Here is a 19,600-nt window from a genome sequence, read left to right on the forward strand (position 1 = left end):
TTTAGAATAGGAGATATTAATTAATGAGTTCATTATTTTGGGTTATATTACTCTCTGCTACACCTTTAATAGAGCAAAGAGGCGCTATTCCGCTAGCAATAATTTCAGGAATGCCTCCATTACAAGCTTTTTTGGTTGGATACATAGGAAGTCTAATACCAGCTCCTTTTATTTTGCTACTATTTAATGCTATTTATAAGTGGTTAAAAAAATATCCTAAATTTGAAAAGTTAACAAATCTTATAGATAATAAAATAAGTAAAAATAAACATAATCTTGAAAAGTATAAAGAGATTGGACTTATAGCATTTATAGCTATACCACTTCCTACTACAGGTGTGTGGACAGGAACAGCTATAGCGGCTTTTTTAGGATTGGATTTTAAAAAGTCAATGTTTTGTGCGGCAGTAGGAGCAGCAGGTTCAGCTATATTAATAACAGTTTTATGTATGATTTTCCCAGCTTTATTTTAAGGGAAATACTTTGTTAAAGAAGGTTATCAAATTTGATAGCCTTTTTTATTTGGAATAAAAGGATAAATTGGCATAAATATTGCTTGTTATATTGGTATAAAAAGTTCAGATTATAAGATAATGAACTATGCTAAATAAAAAAAACAGTATATAATAATATTTCATTAGAAATTGATTAACATAAAATTAATTATTATTATGGAAAGGTGGTGATAATAGATCAGTCGAAATATAAGCTAGATTCAGTAACGGGGTGATATAGATATGGAAAAACTAGTAGAAATTATTAAACAAGAAGATAAAAAGAATCCTTATACAGATCAAGAATTAGCTAAAATATTATCTTTACCTAGATTAAAGATTATAAGTGAAAGAAACAAACTAAATATTCCAGACTCTAGAGATAGAAGAAAAAAAATATTGTTAGAGGACTTAAAAGATATTCTAACTAAAAATCCAAACATGTCAGAGAGGAAGATAACTGATCTGATGATTGAAAGAGGATACAATATCTCTAGAAATATTGTGGCTAGAAATATGAAAGATTTATTAGAGGGTACTGAATCAAAAAATGATGATAGTAAAGATTTAAAAAAATCTTCTAATACATTTAAAGAATATATAAAAAGAGAAGAAAAAGCAGAGGAAGATGAATCAGGATTTAAAAAATTAATAGGTTATAGAGGAAGTCTTAAAAACAAGATTGATTTAGCAAAAGCAGCTATACTTTACCCCCCAAATGGATTACATACATTAATATACGGCGGAACGGGAGTCGGTAAAAGTGAATTAGCAGAATGCATGTATGAATTTGCTGTAGCTAACAATGTTAAATCCAAAGACGCTCCATTTATCATATTTAACTGTGCAGATTATGCTGAAAACCCAAATCTTCTAATATCTCAATTATTTGGTGTGGTAAAAGGTGCATATACTGGAGCCAACTCAGATAGGGAAGGATTAGTGGAAAAGGCTAATGGAGGAGTACTATTTTTAGATGAAATCCATAGACTGCCGCCAGAAGGACAAGAAATTCTATTTTATTTAATAGATAAAGGTAAGTATAGAAAACTTGGAGAGACAAATACTGAAAGAAATGTAAATGTTTTAATACTAGGAGCTACCACAGAAAATCCAGAATCTAATCTGCTATTAACCTTTAGGCGAAGAATTCCAATGTTAATAGAGTTGCCTAAGCTAACAGATAGACCGCTATCAGAAAAACTTGAGATTATAACAATGTTTTTAGTTAGAGAAGCCAATAGAGTTAATAGGAATCTTTTAGTAACTAGAGATGTGCTTATGTGCTTAATGTTATATAACTGTCAAGGGAACATCGGACAGCTTAAGAGTGATATACAAGTAATATGTGCAAAAGGATATGTTAAATACATGTCTAAAAACATCAGCGAAGTAATTATTGATATGGAAGACTTAAGTAACATTATTAAAAGTGAGTTCTTAAAAGGAAATAAAATAAACAAAACAATAATGAGCTTAGTTACTGACGATCTATATATTGATATTAAAAATATGAAAAGTCATAAAAGTGAAATTACTAAGTACGTAAATGAGAACGAGATATATCAATATATAGAGAATGAGTTCCAGAATCTTGAGAGTCAAGGGATGAAGTCAGAAGAAATTGATGAGATTCTTTTGCAAAAAGTTGAAGGTAAGTTAGGAAGGATAATTGATAATAAAAATATTACAAAGGTTCTTAATATAAATGAATTAAAGACTATAGTAAGACCTGAAGTTATAAACATAACCGAAAAAATACTAGATATTGTAAGGGATAAATATAAGTTTATAAATAACAGCTTTTTTATAGCACTTGCAATACACATTAACTTTACTATTGAGAGAGTACTTACTGGGAAGAGCATAACAAAATCAAATATAGATGTTACTAAAAAGGTGCTTCCCCAAGAGTTTCAAGTAGCAGAAAAGATTAGAAAGACTATAGAAAAAGCTACTAATCTACCAATACCAAACGATGAAGCCGGATATATAGCACTATATATTAATAAGTTTTGTTCAGACGAGTTAATACTAGAACCTAAAGTAAGAGTAATTATAATAACTCATGGTCATGTAGCAGAAGGGATGGCAGATGTAGTAAATCAACTATTAGGAGTAGATGATACCATAGGAATAGAAATCGCTCTAGATGAATCCCCAGAAAGTGCACTAGAGAGAACTATAAAGGTTGTTAAACAAATAGATGAAGGTAAAGGCTGTCTTTTACTTGTAGATATGGGGTCCCTAGGTGGATTTGCTAGTGCTATTGAAGAAAGGACTGGAATTAGAGCTAAAACAATAGGAAGAGTTGATACACTGCTAGCTTTGGAAGCAGTTAGAAAAGCTTCAATAGAAGGAGATAGTCTTGATAACATAATGGAAGAATTAAAGGAGTCAAGATTATATCAGGGTACATTTAAGTCAGAGATATCTAGTAGAGCAAATGTAGATGAAAAGAAAAAAGCTTTAGTAACAATATGCTTAACTGGAGAAGGTAATGCCCTAAGTATAAAGAAATATCTTGAAAATCACTTGAAAAGAGATAATAAAGATATAGAAATATTCCCTATGGGCTTTATAAATAAAGAAGATATAGAGGAGGAGATAGAGTTACTTTCAGAGGAATATAATGTGGTAGCAGTTTGTGGAACAATAAATCCTAAGATAAGCAATGTTCCATTTGTATCCTATGAAAGTATATTAAATGGTAAAGGAATAAGCAGAATATCTAAATTTATGGATATATACACACAAGAAGAAGTTGTAAATGAAGAAAGGTTAATAGATTTAATACAAGAAGACTTAGTATTTTTAGATATGGATGAATTATCTAAAGAGAGCATTATAGACAAGATGGCAGAAACTTTAGAAGCTAAGGGATATGTTAATAGCAAATTTATATTAAGTCTATATAAAAGAGAAGCCATGGGTAGTGGAATATTTAATAATACAATAGCAATTCCTCACGGATTGCCAGAAAACGTGATAAAACCGGCAATTGCCATAGCAAAACTAAATAATCCAGTTCAGTGGGAAGGGGAAGTTATGGTAGATTTAGTAGTGATGTTGGCATTAAAAGAAAATAATAGACAAGAAATTAAAAAATTATTTTCCATGATTAGGGAAGAGGATCTTACTGAAAAGCTGAAAACAGCTCAATCTGTAAAAGATATCAAGAAAATGTTTTCATAAAATCAAAATATTCCATAATGTTGGCATGACCCTTGCTAATATAAATAGTATCTAGCTCAGGAAGGAGAAGTGGGGATGGAGATAAATAATTATATTAAGAAAGAATTGATAAAAGTAAATCTACCTTGCAAAAATAGAAATGAATTATTTCAAATGATGCATGACGAAGCATTTAAACATGGCTATGTGGAACGCGACTTCTTAGAAGGTTTGTTGTCGAGAGAAGATGTATTCCCTACAGGAATAAAATTGGAAAACTATAGTGTAGCCATTCCTCATACAGAGGCAGAATATATAAAGGAACAGTTTATAGCTATAATAGTGCCTGAAAAACCAATAACATTTAAGTTAATGGATGACGAAACTCAAGAAGAGGAAGTTAATTTAATTTTTATGTTAGGTTTAAATAAACCTCATAGTCAATTAGAGGTTTTAAAAGAACTAATGGGTTTAATCCAAGAAGAAGAAGTTGTTAAAAAGATAATTTCATCAAAAGATGTAAACGAAATTAAGAGTATATTAGAAGCAAGTTAACATTAATCAAAAAATAAAAGAATTATTAGGAGGAGTTTATTATGGGAAAACGTATTTTAGTAGCATGTGGAGCTGGAATAGCAACATCAACAGTGGTTTGTGACAGAGTGGAAAGATTGGTTAAAGAAAATGGATTAGATGCAGAAGTAATTCAATGTAAAATTGCAGAGGTTGCATCTAAGCAAGAAGGGGCAGACTTAATAGTATCAACAACTATTTTACCAACAACTTATAATATACCAGCTTTAAAAGCAACAGCTTATATAACTGGAATTGGTACAGAAAAGTTAGATGAAAAGATACTAAGTTATCTTAAGTAAAAAGATTTATACTGTCTTTTTATTCTAAAGATAGAGAGACAGTTAAATAATATTTAATTTATATTTTGAGGAGGAATTTATAATGGACAAACTTATGGAAATCGTTCAGTACATTTTAGGTATCGGACCTACAGCAATTTTACCACTAGCAATTTTAATTATCGGTCTAATATTTGGTACAGGTTTTAAGAAAGCTTTTAACTCAGGAATAATCATAGGTATAGGTTTTGTAGGTATAAGCTTAGTTGCTAACTTACTTACAAGCACATTAGGACCAGTTGCTCAACAAATGGTTGAGAGATTTGGTTTAAACTTAACTGTAATTGACGCTGGTTGGCCAGCAGCAGCAGCAGCAGCTTGGGCATCACCAGTTGCAGCGATAATGATTCCTATATGTTTAGCTGTAAACTTAATAATGATATTCACTAAGACAACAAAAACATTAGATATAGATATATGGAATTACTGGCACTTTATAGCAGCTGGAGCAACTGGATATATAGTTACAGGCAGCTGGTGGTTTGCAATACTTTGTGCAGTTTTATACGAAATCGTTGTATTAATTGTTGCTGATAAAACAGCTCCAATGGTATCAGAATTCTATGAACTTGATGGTATATCTCTTCCTACTGGATCTACAGCAGCATTTGCTCCACTAGGATACTTAATCGGTAAAGTAGTAGATAAAATCCCAGGAATAAATAGCATAAAAGCAGATGCTGAAACTATTCAAAAGAGATTTGGTATATTCGGTCAACCTATGATGATGGGATTAATCCTTGGTTGTATACTTGGTATTTTAGCAGGTTTAGATGTTGGTTCAATATTCAAAACTGGTATATCAATGGGTGGTGTTATGCTTCTAATGCCAAGAATGGTTAAGATATTAATGGAAGGTTTAATTCCAATATCAGAAGCAGTTAAAACTATGCTTCAAAAGAAATATGCTGGTAGAGAATTATATATCGGTATAGATGCAGCTGTATCAGTTGGTCATCCATCAGTTATGGCAACAGCTTTAATATTAGTTCCAATAACAATATTCTTAGCTGTTATATTGCCAGGAAATAAAGTTTTACCTTTCGGTGACTTAGCAACAATTCCATTCTACATGGCATTTATAGTTGGATTTAGAAAAGGAAATATTGTTCACTCAGTAATTACAGGAACTATACTTATAGCAATATCATTATTCATGGCAACAAACTTTGCAGATGTTCATACAGCAATGATGGCAAATGCAGACTTCAATATGCCAAATGGAATGACTCAAATATCAAGTTTAGATATGGGTGGTAACTTATTTAACTGGTTAATATTAAAATTTGCAGAGCTTGCTAAAGCTTTTTTCTAAAGCTTTAACTATATAAATAATATTTGTTAGAAGGAGGAAATTATGAAAGCAGCAGTATTGCATTCAGTAGGAGATATAAGGTATGAAGATATAGATATCAAACCTTATGGAGATGATGAAGTTAAAATAAAGGTAATGGCGGCAGGTATATGCGGGTCAGATCCTCCAAGAGCATTAAAAAATTGGAAGTATCCTTTACCAGCTATATTAGGACATGAATTTGCAGGTTATATAGTTGAAAAAGGTAAAAATGTTAAAAACGTAGAAATAGGAGATAGAGTTGTTGCTATTCCATTTGAACCATGTTTTGAATGTGAATATTGTAAAAAAGGTCATTTCTCACTTTGCGAAAGTTATGGAATGTTAGGAGCACAATCTTATGGAGGTTTTGCAGAATTTGTAAATGTGAAAGCTCAAAATGTCCTAAAGATAGGTGACATCGACTATGAAGAAGCAGCAATGATAGAGCCATTGGCGGTAGCATTACATGGAGTTTTAAATATTAAACCTCAAGTTGGTGATACTGTAGCAGTTCTAGGAGCTGGTACTATAGGTCAATTAACAATTCAATGGCTTAAGGTAGCTGGAGTTGAGAGAGTAATAGCAGTAGACATATCTGATAAAAAAATATCTGAGGCTTTAAATCTTGGAGCAGATGTTGCAATCAATGCATTGAAGGAAAACCCAGTAGAAAGAATACTAGAATTAACTAATGGAATGGGTGTAGATATTTGTATTGAATGTGCGGGTTCAAAAATAACTCAAGAACAATGCCTTCTTGTTACTAAAAAGAAAGGTAAAATAGGATATCAAGGAATAGGTCATGCTGGTATTGAATTATCAGAGGCTGCTTTTGAAGGAATATTTAGAAAAGAGTTAAATATCCAAGGATTCTGGAATTCATATTCAGCACCTTTCCCAGGACAAGAATGGGTTAAGAGTATAGAGTATGTAAAACAAAAGAAGATAAAGTTAAAAGAGTTAATATCACATAGATTCACTCTAGAAGATACAGCTAAAGCTTTTAAAATGATAGGAGACAGAAAAGAAGAATATAACAAAATAATGATAGTACAAGACTAGAGGGGGGATTTAGAAGTGAAAGCATTGACAAAAACCGAAAAAGGATATGACAAAATGGCATTACTAGATATAGAAGAGCCAAAAGCTGAAAAAAATCTAGTAAAAATAAAGGTTGAATATAGTGGGATATGCGGATCGGATTTACACTCTTTTAAAGGTGAATATGGAAACATAAAAACACCTGTAGTACTAGGTCATGAATTTTCAGGTGTAGTAGTAGAAGTTGGTGAAAGTGTTACAAAGGTAAAGGTTGGAGACAGAGTAACTAGTGAAACTACTTTTGAAACTTGCGGTGAGTGCGATTTCTGTAAGAGTAAAGATTATAATCTATGCTCTACTAGAAAAGGTATAGGAACTCAAGCAAATGGAAGTTTTGCAGAGTATGTATTATCAAGAGAAGAAAGTGTTCATGTATTACCTGAAAATGTGAGCTTACTAGCAGCTTCATTAACAGAACCACTTGCTTGTTGTGTACATGCAGCATTAGAAAAAACTACTATAAATGCAGGCGAAGTTGCATTAGTATTTGGACCAGGTCCAATAGGATTACTTCTTAGCCAAGTAGTAAAGTCTCAAGGCGCTTATGTAATATTAGCAGGTGTTACAAAAGATAAAGAGAGAATGGAATTAGCTAAAAAGTTAGGTATAGATTTAGTTGTAGATTTACTTCAAGAAGATTTAGATGCGATAGTAATGGAAAAAACTAATGGATATGGAGCTAATAAGGTATTCGATTGTTCAGGAGTTATCCATGCAGTAAATCAAGGATTAAGACTTACAAAGAAAAAAGGTGACTTTGTTCAAGTAGGCTTATTCGCTAAAGTAAAAAATGAATTAGATCAAGAAGCTATTATTCAAAGAGAAATAAGATATATTGGATCTAGATCTCAAAAACCAAGTTCTTGGATAACATCTTTAGAATTACTAAGAGATAAGAAAGTTGATACTGAAACATTAGTAACTAAAATGGTAGACCTTGAGAACTGGAGAGACGGTATAGATGCAGCTATGCAAGGAAGCGAAATTAAGGTTGTTATAAAATCTTAATAACTAAAGACGTAATAAAAGATAAAGTTAATAAAGTAGCTTTAGAAGTAGAACTTAAGATTGAGGGGGGATATAAATGGATATAATAATTTCACCATCATTGTTATCAGCAAATGTATGTAATTACGCAGAGGATTTCGGAGTATTTAATCAAAAAGATATAAAATCAATCCATATAGACCTTATGGACGGACACTATGTTCCCAACATATCATTCGGATTGGACCAAATAGCTTCTTTAAGAAAATTAACAGATGCAGAATTTGATGTTCATCTTATGGTTACTGATCCAGATAAATTTGTTGAAACTTTGGTTGAGGCAGGTACAAACAGTATAACAATACATGCAGAAGTAGCGACTCATCTATATAAAAGTATACATTATTTAAAAAGTTTTGGAATTAAAGCAGGGGTAGCAATAAATCCAGCTACATCACTACAGTGCTTAGAATATGTTTATCCACTACTAAATAGAGTTCTAATAATGTCTGTTGAGCCTGGATTTGGAGGACAAGCATTTGTACCTTTTGCTTTAGAGAAAATAAAACAATTAAATAAGATAAAAGAGGATGGTAATTACGACTTTACTATTCAAGTAGATGGGGGAATAAACATAGATAACATAGAAGATGTTATTAAGTGTGGAGCTAGAGATATTGTTATAGGTTCATCTTTATTTAAACAAGATTTGTCAGAGAATATTGATTTGTTTAATAATAAAATAAATGAAATTATTAATACCCCTTAACCCCTCACATTTTAATAATAAAGATAAGGAGAATATTGCGAGTATTCTCCTATTCTTTTATTAATAATTAATTATACTACGTCATTTACTTTCTTACAACAGAATAAATATTGAATATATAGAGAGGATGATAAAAATGAAAATATCAATAGGTTGCGATCACGGTGGTTTTAAATTGAAGGAAAAGATTAAGGAATACCTTACATCTAAGAATATAGAGGTAGACGACTATGGTACATTTAGTTCTGAAAGCGTTAATTATCCTAATTATGCTATAAATGTATCAAAATCTGTAGTAGATAAAAAAAGTGATTTAGGAATATTATGTTGTGGTACAGGAATAGGTATGTCTATAGTGGCAAACAAAATTGATGGTATAAGAGCAGCAGTTGTTGGAGATACTTTTTCAGCTAAAGCTACTAAGGAACATAATAATACAAATATATTATGTTTAGGTGAAAGAGTTATAGGAGAAGGCCTAGCTTTAGATATAGTGGATATATGGATTAATGCTGAGTTTCAAGGTGGACGTCATCAAGATAGATTAGATTGTATTACAGCTGTAGAACAAGGTAATATATAGAAGTTTTTATAGATAAAGGGGGGATTTATTGTGATAGAAGAATTAAAGAAGTTACAGAATGGAACAGATATCAGAGGAATAGCTATAGAAACGTCAGAGCATAAAGTAAATCTAACACCTCAGGTAATAAGATTTATAGGAAATGGATTTGTAAAGTGGATAAAAGAAAATAAATGTAGCGGTAAAAGTAAGATAAAAATAGCAGTAGGTATGGATTCAAGATTGTCAGGACCAGAGCTTAGAACTTCTTTAATAGATTTACTTATAAATGTAGGGTGTGATGTGTATGACTGTAATATGAGTACAACGCCAGCTATGTTTATGACAACACTATTAGATAATTACAAATGTGATGGAGCTATAATGATAACGGCAAGTCACCTTCCTTATTACTATAATGGACTTAAGTTTTTCACTAAAGAAGGGGGTTGTGAGAAGAAAGATATAGAAGATATCTTATTCTCAACCTACAACTCCGAGATGAGCTATACAACTAAGGGAGAACTTAAAGAAGTAAACTTAATAGATGAGTATTCAAACTTGTTGGTTGATAAAATCAGGTCATCAGTAAACTCAAAGAAAAATTACAATAAACCATTAGATGGAGCAAAAATAATAGTAGATGCTGGAAATGGGGCTGGAGGTTTCTTTGCTAATAAAGTATTAATGGAGCTTGGAGCTGATACAGAAGGAAGTCAATTCTTAGACCCTGATGGAACTTTCCCCAATCATATTCCTAACCCAGAAAATAAAAAGGCCATGGAATCTATAAAAAAGGCCGTGTTAAAATGGGATGCAGATCTTGGGATAATCTTTGATACTGATGTAGATAGAGCTGCAATAGTATCTAATACAGGAGAAGAAATAAATAAGAATTCTCTTATAGGGCTAATATCTTCTATAGTGCTTGAAGAACATCCAAAATCAATAATAGTTACTGATTCAGTAACATCTACAGGATTAGCTGAGTTTATAAGTACTTTAGGTGGAGTTCATCATAGATTCAAAAGAGGATATAAAAATGTAATAAACGAATCTAAAAGACTAAATGAAGAAGGCACAGATAGTCAATTAGCTATAGAAACATCTGGCCATGCAGCTTTAAAGGAAAACTACTTTTTAGATGATGGTGCTTATCTTATAGCTAAAATATTAATAAAAATGGCTAAGCTTAAAGAAGAAGGAAAAGAGATATCAAGCCTTATTAGGGAATTAAAACATCCAAAAGAAAGTGAAGATATAAGACTTAAGATAAGAAGAGAGAATTTTAAATCATATGGGGAACAGGTAATAAGTGGAGTAAAGCAGTATGCTTATAAAGTTGAAGGTTGGAGTGTAGATCATGAAAACTTTGAAGGAATAAAGATAAACTGCAATGAAAATTCTGGAGATGGGTGGTTTCTACTTAGATTGTCCCTACATGAACCCGTACTTCCTCTTAATGTTGAATCAGATAGTATAGGAGGAGTAAATAAAATATTAGATAGATTAGCACCTTTCTTGGAAAAGTATAGTGAACTAGACTTATCTAATATATCTAAATATACTATAATTGTACAATGATTTATAAGGGGTTGAGTAATATGAAGTTAGCTGCATCTATAATGTGTGCTAATCAATTAGAGTTAGCTATAGAATTAAAGAGGCTAGAGGAAGCAAATATTGAACTTCTACATTGTGATGTTATGGATGGTGTTTTTGTTAATAACTTAGCTATGGGACCATATGTATTAGAGGCTATAAGCAAGGCTACGAGAATACCATTAGATATACATTTAGCAACGGTAGACGTACCCAAATACATAGATATGTATTCATATTTAAAACCGGAATTTATGTCATTTCATATAGAAGCAAGTAAAAATATAGATGAGGATATTGAACGTATAAGAAATAAAGGAATAAAGGTATCTTTAGCAATAAGTCCAGAAACTTCTATTGAGAGTATTAAGCCATATTTGAAAAGAATAGATATGGTTTTAATGATGACGGTAAATCCAGGGTTTGCAGGCCAAAAGTTTAATTATAGCGTATTGAATAAAATAGATGAATTAAATGAATATATGAATTCATTTGACAGAAAACCTGTTATAGAAGTAGATGGATGTATAAATAAAAACACTATTTTAGAGTTGAAAAATAGGGACATAGACACGTATGTATTAGGAACATCAGCATTGTTTAATAAAGACAAAGAGAGCTATAAAGATAAAGCAAGAATAGTAAGAGAACTAATATTTAAATAATGTTAAAGAGAATGTTATAAGTTTGAAATTTGTAACATTCTCTATTTATATGAAATATAATAATAGCAATTTTATTTTAGAGTTGATTTTATTTACGAATATTGGTATAATTCAATTAGGGTTGTTAACGTATACACAAATTTCAGCTATGGAAAAGGGAATTTTTAGAGAGATGTTTTTAAAAGAATCGGTATATCCGATTCTTTTTTCGTAATAAAATTAACTGCTTATGCATAAAATAGTACTTGAATAGTAAGAATAAGTTGGCATAAGGAGGGGATTAGCTTGGATAAAAAGATATCGTCAAAAAGTTTTTTTGAGTTTATAAATTTAGTATGTGCAAGAGAAGTAGAGTATTTCATGTTAGAGACTAACTATACTACTAAGTTTAATAATAATATAAAGCAGATTATAGAGGAGCTAAAGACCATAGGGAAAACAAGTGTAGAATTTATGGTTTTATTTAATACAAAAGGTGAGATCGCTCTAATTAATGAAGAGATAATTGGTAGTTATGTAGGAGAAAATTTAATTGAAAATTTAAAAACTACATATAAATATACTGATATAGATACTTTAATAGAGCTAAGTGAAAAGTATTCTTATGAAGAGAAGCAAACTTTTATAATTAAGTTATATGAAGATTTATGTAGAATATTGAACGAGATATATAAAGATATTAAATTTAGAAAAGAAGTCGCAGAAAGTTATAAAAACAGGTATTCACTAGCTCATGTAAGAGAAGATATGCTGCCTATGTCAATAGCATCAATACTTATTTTAGAAGATATATGTGCATATTTGTCTTTTGATGTAGAATTAACAAAAATAATACCACAAAAAACTAAATAATTCGATTTTAACCCCCATTAACAAAGGGTATTAGGAGGAAGTTGTTTACAGATTTGCTCTTTTTACAAATAAATTGTCTATAAATAATAGAAAGTTTTTTTTATTTGAACCATTGTTTGACAAAGTTTTTTTAGTAGATTATGATATGATTTTTTTAGAGTTTATTTTATGCCAAAGGGGATTTATAAGTTATTAAGGGGGAGAAAAATCAATGATTATTTTAAAGAATGAAAAAGTTGTTGAAAGTGTACAAGATAACAGTAGGTATGAGTATTCGTACAGATTAGTTAAAACCGACTATAGAAATATGGTTGCCTACGGCATAGAAGTTGAAAGGATGGACTTCAATGATGAAAATTTAATAAATATAGAGAGGGAATGTATAAATAAGATTTCTCCAGTGTATAACAAAGTAGAAAATATGGTAGATTTACTCTATAAGTATAGAGTATCACCTATACATCTAGTAGATGTTTTAGGAGAAACAATAGACGAATGTGTTATGGATTTTCCTAATTAAAGAATAATATAGAAAGGGTTTAGAGCTCTTTCTTTTTATTATGAAAAAATTATTATTTTGAAAACTTGTTAGTTGTAATTATATAATTTAAGTATAAAATTTTAGATATAAAGTGAAACTTCAGGAGGAAGCTTATGATTTATGGTATAGGAGTTGACATAATAGAAATAAATAGGGTAGAAAATGCAATAGAAAGAACTACAAGTTTTCTAGGAAAAGTTTTTAATGAATCAGAGATACTGTACGTTAAAAATAAAAAAAATAAGTATGAGAGTTTAGCAGGAAATTTCGCAGCTAAAGAAGCCTTTTCAAAAGCGTTAGGTACAGGGGTAAGAGGGTTCTCTTTAAGAGAGATAGAAATAACAAGAGACACTTTAGGGAAGCCAGGTATTTTACTTCATGGAAAGGCTAAGGAATTGGTGGGAAAAGAAAATCTAAGAATTCATTTAAGTATATCTCATAATACTACAAATGCAGTTGCATATGTAGTATTAGAAAAAATATAGGAGGAGATATGATAGAAATACTAACTTCTAAGTCTTCAAGAGAAATGGATAAGATCTCAATAGACAAGTGGGGTATTCCAAGTATTTTATTGATGGAGAATGCGGTATTTTCTCTATTGAAACACTTTAAAGATTTGGATGACATACTAATTATATGTGGTCCCGGAAATAATGGGGGTGATGGACTAGCATTAACACGGCATCTACTTAACTTGAATAAGAGAGTTAGAGTATTTATAGCAGCAGATACCAGTGGTAAAACAAGTGATTTTAATACTAATTTTAGGTTGTTAGAATGTCTAAAAGTAGAAATTATCTTGCTGTCAGAGGATAAAAATTTAAGTGTTTTCAAAAAAAGCATAAATGAGTGTAAGGTTTTGGTAGATTGCATCTTTGGGACTGGTTTGAATAGAAATATTGATGGGATATATTCAAAGCTGATAAATGAAATAAATAAGTCTAAAGCTTATAAAATCTCAATAGATATTCCATCAGGACTTTGTAGTGACACAGGAGTTCCTTTAGGAGAAGCTATAATTTCTGATAAAACAATTACATTTCAATCGATTAAAAAAGGTTTTATAAATTACGAAGCATTAGATTATATCGGTGAACTAATAGTAGAGAATATAGGAATACCTAATGAAATTGAAAAAGAAGTATCCGAAAGTATTTGGATGTTAGAAGAAAAAGATGTAAAAAATCTTATACCCAAAAGAAAAAGACATTATCATAAAGGTAAGTTTGGTAGAGTGTGTGTTGTTGCAGGAAGTAATAGGTACTCAGGAGCAGCATATCTTAGTACTCAAGCTGCAGTAAAAGCAGGAGCGGGTCTGGTTTATCTGTATACAGATAAAACGTTGAAACCATCTTTGGATAGCAAATTAACGGAAGCTATGGTTGGGGACTATGAATCAGAGGAATTCAAAGAAATTATAGATAAATCTGATGTCATTGTTTTTGGCCCTGGACTTGAAAATACTGTTGAAACTCTTGATAAGTTAAAATTAATTCTTGAAACTTTTAAAGGTAACCTTTTAATAGATGCTGATGGAATTAATGTACTAGAAAATAACTTGAGTCTGTTACATAAATGTAAATGTAAGGTAGTGATGACTCCTCACCCAGGAGAAATGAGTAGAATAACTGGTAAATCCATAAGATATGTAAATGAAAATAGAATAGAATTAGTAAAAAAATTTAGCAAAGAATATAATATAGTTTTATTATTAAAGGGATTGTATACGGTAATATCTGATGGAAATGGAGTATGTGTTAATCCAACTGGAAATAGCGCCATGGCTTCAGGGGGAATGGGAGATACTTTGTCTGGTATAATTGGTGCTTTGATGGGACAAGGAGTAGATGTATTTCAAGCAACAAAATTAGGCGCATATTTGCATGGATATATAGGAGAAAAACTATCAAAAATAATGTATATAGTTAATGCCAGCAATATAGTAGAAAATTTACCTTTGTTTTTAAAAGAGTTTGTATCAAAGGATGAATAAATAAAATTATGTGATAATAGTATTAATGTAGGATTAATTAGTTTGGAGGAATTATGAAGAGAAAAATCCTGTTTTTAATACTTATATTCTTAGCAATAGGCTTATCTTTTTGCTCAATAGTGTACTTGAAGTTCTCAAGAAGTGATGAAAAAATTATAAGTGACATAAGAGAGCTTAAAAGTTATCAATGTGACGTAAGGTATGTTATTAAAAATTCAAGAGGAGAAATAAAAGAAGAAACTAATCAACTTTATAGTGACAATAAAGGTAATAGAGTGGACTTTGGAGAAGATAGAATACAGGTGTATAATAATGAAGGAAAGGTTAAAGCTTGGGATAAAATTTTAAATAAGGGCTATGAGACTACAACTCAAGATTATAGTTTTTATTCAATTAGTTTTATTAACAATCTTTCTAAGTATTTAAATGATGGAAGTACTATGGAGATGGAGTATGATAAAGAGATAAATAAGAGATATCTTAAAGTTAACGTAGTGCTTGATAATAATAATCCTAATTTAGATAGAGCCATATTATATGTAGATATATACGAAAGAGTTCCAGAAAAGCTTTTAGTGTTTAATAAAAAAGGAGAATTAGTAGTAGAAGCCTTTTATAATAATTTTATACGAGATGCTAAGGTGGATGAAACTCTATTTGATTTAGGAGAATAGAGAGAGTATTAAGAGGTGTGAATAATGGAGAATAGTATTAGACCTGTATGGGCAGAAGTTGATTTAGGACGTATAGAGCATAATGTAAAACAAATAAAAAGTCTTTGTGAAAACAAGAAAATATATGGAGTAGTTAAAGCAGATGCATATGGACATGGAGCTTTGGATATTGTTCAAGTATTGTTAAAATCTGGAGTTACTGATTTAGCTGTAGCCTTAATAACAGAGGCTTTAGAGATTATAAAATCTGGAATAAATGTACCGATATTAATTTTAGGTTTTACACCATTAACTTTTGCAGAAGATATATTAAATAATAATATAGAGCAGACCGTTTATGATCTGGAGTACGCAAAGAAACTTTCAGAAATAGCTCAAGAAAAAAATAAAACGGCTAAAATTCATATTGCAGTAGATACAGGTATGGGAAGAATAGGATTCTTGCCAAATGAAAAAGGAATGGAAGCTGTTAGACAAATAAGTAAATTACCTAATATTAATATTGAAGGAATCTTTACTCATTTTTCTACAGCGGATGAAGCTGATAAAACTTATTCATTAGAGCAACTAGCTAAGTTTAATAAGTTTGTTGATGACCTAGAGAATGAAGGAATTAAAATTAATATAAAGCATGCATCAAATAGTGCTGGAATAATGGATTTACCAGAGGCACATTTTAATGCAGTAAGACCAGGAATAATAATGTATGGATATTATCCGTCCAATGAAGTTATAAAAGAAAGACTAGATTTAAAACCAGCATTAACTCTTAAAACTAGCGTTGTTCATGTTAAAACACTTCCTAAAGATATGTATATAAGCTATGGAAGAAAGTATAAAACAGATAAGGAAAGAGTCATAGCAACATTGCCTATAGGTTATGCTGATGGTTATACAAGAGCACTTTCTAATAAAGGAAAGGTAATTGTAAATGGAAAATTAGCATCCATAGTAGGAGCTGTGTGTATGGATCAGTGTATGATTGATGTAACTGATGTAGGTACAGTAAACGTTGGGGATGAGGTAATACTTTTAGGTGAACATGGTAATACAAGATTTAATGCAGATGATTTAGCAGAACTTTTAGATACAATAAATTATGAAATTATATGTATGATTGGCAGAAGAGTGCCAAGAGTTTACATAAACAATGAGAAAATTGTCAAAATAAGAAACTATGTGTAATTAAAAACTAAAATATGGAAAATGAAGAGATAAAATCCTTTGACATATTGACATAATTTGCAATATAATTAGTACATAAACTCTTTTTCTACCTAGGAGGAATGGTTATGTCTATATCAAAGGATAATTCTATAAAACTAAATTTATTCAATAATAATGAAAAAAACAGTAAATTTAATGAAAACAACTTAATATTATATATTGAGGGTCAAGAAGTAGTTTTAAACGAATCAGAAATAATTAAAGCCTACGAAGAAATGGCACAGATTAATTTAGAATTAGCTGAAACTTGTATGGATTCTTGTATACAAGAAACTGATGAATACGAGAAGTGGTTATGCGGAGTGTGATAGACAGATGACCAATATGGTAGTAAAAAGAGGAGATGTCTTTTATGCTGACTTAAGTCCGGTAATAGGATCGGAGCAAGGAGGCATAAGGCCGGTTATTATAATCCAGAATGACATCGGAAACAGGTATAGTCCAACAGTTATTGTGGCTGCAATAACTTCTCAGATAAACAAAGCAAAACTTCCTACTCATGTAGAAATTTCGTCTGAAGAATATGGATTAAATAGAGATTCAGTAGTATTGCTTGAGCAGGTTAGAACTTTGGACAAGAGAAGGTTAAAAGAAAAAATTGGTCATATGACTGAAGGCGATATGAAAAAAGTAGATAAAGCTTTATTGATAAGCTTAGGACTTTCTTAAGAAAAGACTCAATTTAAAAGTATTATTATATTAATAGGTTATTTGAAATTGATTAATTTTAAATAACCTATTTTTATTTTAAATTAAATAGTATAGCATAATAAAAATAAACAGTAAAAAATATAGCTTATATAAGTCAATTATATATACAAAATGTTATATTATATGTTATAATTGCAACTGGAAAATAATCGTAGAAAAATAAATTTTTAAGCAGGGGGACAAGTATGAGTAATAAAATTGCTGAACTAAAAGAAATAGCTAAAGTAATAAGGAAGGATATAGTATCCATGCTTACTGAATCAGGGTCAGGGCATCCAGGTGGATCTTTATCAGCAACTGATATACTAACAACACTATATTTTAATGAGATGAAAATAGATCCTAAAGATCCTCAAAATCCAAATAGAGATAGATTTGTATTATCAAAAGGCCATGCTGCTCCAGTTTTATATGCAACTTTGGCAAGAAAAGGGTATTTTGATGTAGAAGAATTAAAAACTTTAAGAAAACTTGGATCAAATCTTCAAGGACATCCTAATATGAACGACTTATCAGGTGTAGATATGTCAACAGGTTCATTAGGGCAGGGGATATCTGCTGCTGTAGGAATGGCTTTGGCAGGAAAATTAGACAATAAAGACTATAGAGTTTTCGCCCTTCTTGGAGATGGAGAATTAGAAGAAGGACAGGTATGGGAAGCTTCTATGAGTGCTGCACATTATAAATTAGATAATTTAACTATATTTGTCGATTTTAATGGACTTCAAATAGATGGGGATATACATGAAGTAATGAATCCATCTCCAATTGATAAGAAATTTGAAGCTTTTGGATGGAAAACAATCATAATAGATGGGCATAATTATGAAGATATACTGAATGCTATAGAAGAAGCCAAGGCTACGAAAGATAAGCCAACTGCTATCATAGCTAAAACAATAAAAGGTAAAGGGGTATCTTTTATGGAAAATGAAGCAGCTTGGCATGGAACAGCACCTAATAAAGAGCAATGCGAACAAGCGTTAAGAGAAATAGGAGGAGAAAACTAATGGGTAAAAAGATAGCTACAAGAGAAGCATATGGAAAGGCTTTGGCAGAAATAGGACAAGTTAATAAGAACATAGTAGTATTAGATGCAGATTTATCTAAGTCAACAAAAACAGCAGATTTTAAAAATGTTTGTGAAGATAGATTTATAAACATGGGAATAGCTGAAGGAAATATGATGTCTGTAGCAGCTGGACTTTCTACATGTGGGAAAATACCGTTTGTAAGTACCTTTGCTATGTTTGCAGCTGGAAGAGCCTTTGAACAAATCAGAAATTCAATATGTTATCCTAAATTAAATGTTAAGATATGTGCTACACATGCCGGATTAACAGTTGGAGAAGATGGGGCTTCTCATCAAGCAATAGAAGATTTGTCACTTATGAGAAGTATACCAAATATGACAGTAATTTCGCCAAGTGATTCCGTAGAAACAGAAGCAGCGATAAAAGCTGTAGCAGAATATAATGGACCTTGTTACGTAAGACTAGGTAGAGCGGCAGTTAATGTAATAAACGATAACCCTGAATACTCTTTTGTTATAGGAAAAGGTGTAACTTTAAAAGAAGGTAATGACGTAACTATAATAGCTAACGGAATAATGGTAGATGTTGCTTTGGAAGCGGTAGGTATATTAGAAAGTGAAGGAATTAATGCTAGAGTTATTAATATACATACATTAAAGCCTATAGATAGTGAACTCCTAGCAAAGGCAGCTAAAGAAACAGGTGCATTAGTTACAGTTGAAGAACATAATGTTATAGGTGGACTTGGATCAGCAGTTTCAGAAGTTTTAGCAGAAACATATCCAGTTCCAATAGTTAAAGTTGGTGTTAAAGATACTTTTGGAGAGAGTGGAAAACCAGAAGAACTTCTTAAAGTTTACGGATTAACTTCAGAGGAAATAGTTAAGGCTGTTAAAAAGTCTATTTCTTTAAAAAGATAATTTAAAAACAGAAAAAACAGTGTGGCAAGAATAATTTGCTA

The 19,600-nt window shown here is 30.8% G+C and carries 21 protein-coding genes; all 21 read left to right on the top strand.

Going from position 1 to position 19,600, the window contains the following annotated elements:
* Positions 1–23 precede the first annotated feature (23 nt).
* Positions 24–473, top strand: coding sequence for a COG2426 family protein (locus BUA92_RS09915; RefSeq protein WP_073019155.1), 450 nt, complete (start codon positions 24–26; stop codon positions 471–473).
* Positions 474–737: 264 nt separating this feature from the next.
* A complete protein-coding gene (locus BUA92_RS09920) occupies positions 738–3,689 on the top strand; it encodes a sigma 54-interacting transcriptional regulator (protein ID WP_073019156.1) in 2,952 nt (983 codons plus the stop codon).
* Between the two features lie 75 nt (positions 3,690–3,764).
* Positions 3,765–4,223, top strand: coding sequence for a PTS sugar transporter subunit IIA (locus BUA92_RS09925; protein ID WP_021803556.1), 459 nt, complete (start codon positions 3,765–3,767; stop codon positions 4,221–4,223).
* A gap of 41 nt (positions 4,224–4,264) precedes the next feature.
* Positions 4,265–4,543, top strand: a complete 279-nt coding sequence (locus tag BUA92_RS09930) for a PTS sugar transporter subunit IIB (RefSeq protein WP_073019157.1) — start codon at positions 4,265–4,267, stop codon at positions 4,541–4,543.
* 82 nt (positions 4,544–4,625) lie between these two features.
* The gene (locus BUA92_RS09935) at positions 4,626–5,897 is read left to right on the top strand and encodes a PTS galactitol transporter subunit IIC (RefSeq protein WP_073019159.1); all 1,272 of its coding nucleotides are present in this window, start codon (positions 4,626–4,628) and stop codon (positions 5,895–5,897) included.
* Positions 5,898–5,939: 42 nt separating this feature from the next.
* Complete coding sequence (locus tag BUA92_RS09940; RefSeq protein WP_073019161.1) at positions 5,940–6,980, top strand: galactitol-1-phosphate 5-dehydrogenase; 1,041 nt, start codon at positions 5,940–5,942, stop codon at positions 6,978–6,980.
* Between the two features lie 15 nt (positions 6,981–6,995).
* Positions 6,996–8,027, top strand: coding sequence for a zinc-binding dehydrogenase (locus tag BUA92_RS09945; RefSeq protein WP_073019163.1), 1,032 nt, complete (start codon positions 6,996–6,998; stop codon positions 8,025–8,027).
* Positions 8,028–8,103: 76 nt separating this feature from the next.
* Entirely contained in the window at positions 8,104–8,775 is a 672-nt protein-coding gene (rpe, locus tag BUA92_RS09950; protein ID WP_021803551.1) for a ribulose-phosphate 3-epimerase, read from the top strand.
* Positions 8,776–8,911: 136 nt separating this feature from the next.
* Entirely contained in the window at positions 8,912–9,358 is a 447-nt protein-coding gene (gene rpiB / locus BUA92_RS09955; protein WP_073019166.1) for a ribose 5-phosphate isomerase B, read from the top strand.
* Between the two features lie 30 nt (positions 9,359–9,388).
* Positions 9,389–10,921 (top strand): phosphohexomutase domain-containing protein, encoded by a 1,533-nt coding sequence (locus BUA92_RS09960; protein WP_073019168.1) that lies wholly within the window; start codon positions 9,389–9,391, stop codon positions 10,919–10,921.
* A gap of 20 nt (positions 10,922–10,941) precedes the next feature.
* A complete protein-coding gene (locus BUA92_RS09965; protein WP_073019170.1) occupies positions 10,942–11,604 on the top strand; it encodes a ribulose-phosphate 3-epimerase in 663 nt (220 codons plus the stop codon).
* Between the two features lie 285 nt (positions 11,605–11,889).
* On the top strand, positions 11,890–12,456 hold the full coding sequence (locus BUA92_RS09970) for a hypothetical protein (RefSeq protein WP_073019171.1): 567 nt from the start codon (positions 11,890–11,892) through the stop codon (positions 12,454–12,456).
* Between the two features lie 211 nt (positions 12,457–12,667).
* Complete coding sequence (locus tag BUA92_RS09975; protein WP_021803546.1) at positions 12,668–12,976, top strand: DUF6514 family protein; 309 nt, start codon at positions 12,668–12,670, stop codon at positions 12,974–12,976.
* Positions 12,977–13,110: 134 nt separating this feature from the next.
* Positions 13,111–13,482, top strand: a complete 372-nt coding sequence (gene acpS, locus BUA92_RS09980; protein ID WP_073019172.1) for a holo-ACP synthase — start codon at positions 13,111–13,113, stop codon at positions 13,480–13,482.
* A gap of 8 nt (positions 13,483–13,490) precedes the next feature.
* The gene (locus BUA92_RS09985) at positions 13,491–14,993 is read left to right on the top strand and encodes an NAD(P)H-hydrate dehydratase (RefSeq protein WP_083553476.1); all 1,503 of its coding nucleotides are present in this window, start codon (positions 13,491–13,493) and stop codon (positions 14,991–14,993) included.
* Positions 14,994–15,046: 53 nt separating this feature from the next.
* The gene (locus tag BUA92_RS09990; RefSeq protein ID WP_073019173.1) at positions 15,047–15,667 is read left to right on the top strand and encodes a germination lipoprotein GerS-related protein; all 621 of its coding nucleotides are present in this window, start codon (positions 15,047–15,049) and stop codon (positions 15,665–15,667) included.
* Positions 15,668–15,691: 24 nt separating this feature from the next.
* Complete coding sequence (gene alr, locus BUA92_RS09995) at positions 15,692–16,852, top strand: alanine racemase (RefSeq protein ID WP_073019174.1); 1,161 nt, start codon at positions 15,692–15,694, stop codon at positions 16,850–16,852.
* A gap of 107 nt (positions 16,853–16,959) precedes the next feature.
* Positions 16,960–17,202 (top strand): hypothetical protein, encoded by a 243-nt coding sequence (locus BUA92_RS10000; protein ID WP_021803541.1) that lies wholly within the window; start codon positions 16,960–16,962, stop codon positions 17,200–17,202.
* Positions 17,203–17,209: 7 nt separating this feature from the next.
* Complete coding sequence (locus tag BUA92_RS10005; protein WP_034856351.1) at positions 17,210–17,563, top strand: type II toxin-antitoxin system PemK/MazF family toxin; 354 nt, start codon at positions 17,210–17,212, stop codon at positions 17,561–17,563.
* 227 nt (positions 17,564–17,790) lie between these two features.
* On the top strand, positions 17,791–18,615 hold the full coding sequence (locus BUA92_RS10010) for a transketolase (protein ID WP_021803539.1): 825 nt from the start codon (positions 17,791–17,793) through the stop codon (positions 18,613–18,615).
* Entirely contained in the window at positions 18,615–19,559 is a 945-nt protein-coding gene (locus BUA92_RS10015; RefSeq protein WP_073019175.1) for a transketolase family protein, read from the top strand. Before BUA92_RS10010 ends, BUA92_RS10015 begins: the two co-directional genes overlap by 1 nt.
* Positions 19,560–19,600: the final 41 nt, after the last annotated feature.

The sequence above is a fragment of the Clostridium intestinale DSM 6191 genome (genome assembly GCF_900130055.1).
GTDB lineage: Bacteria > Bacillota > Clostridia > Clostridiales > Clostridiaceae > Clostridium_T > Clostridium_T intestinale.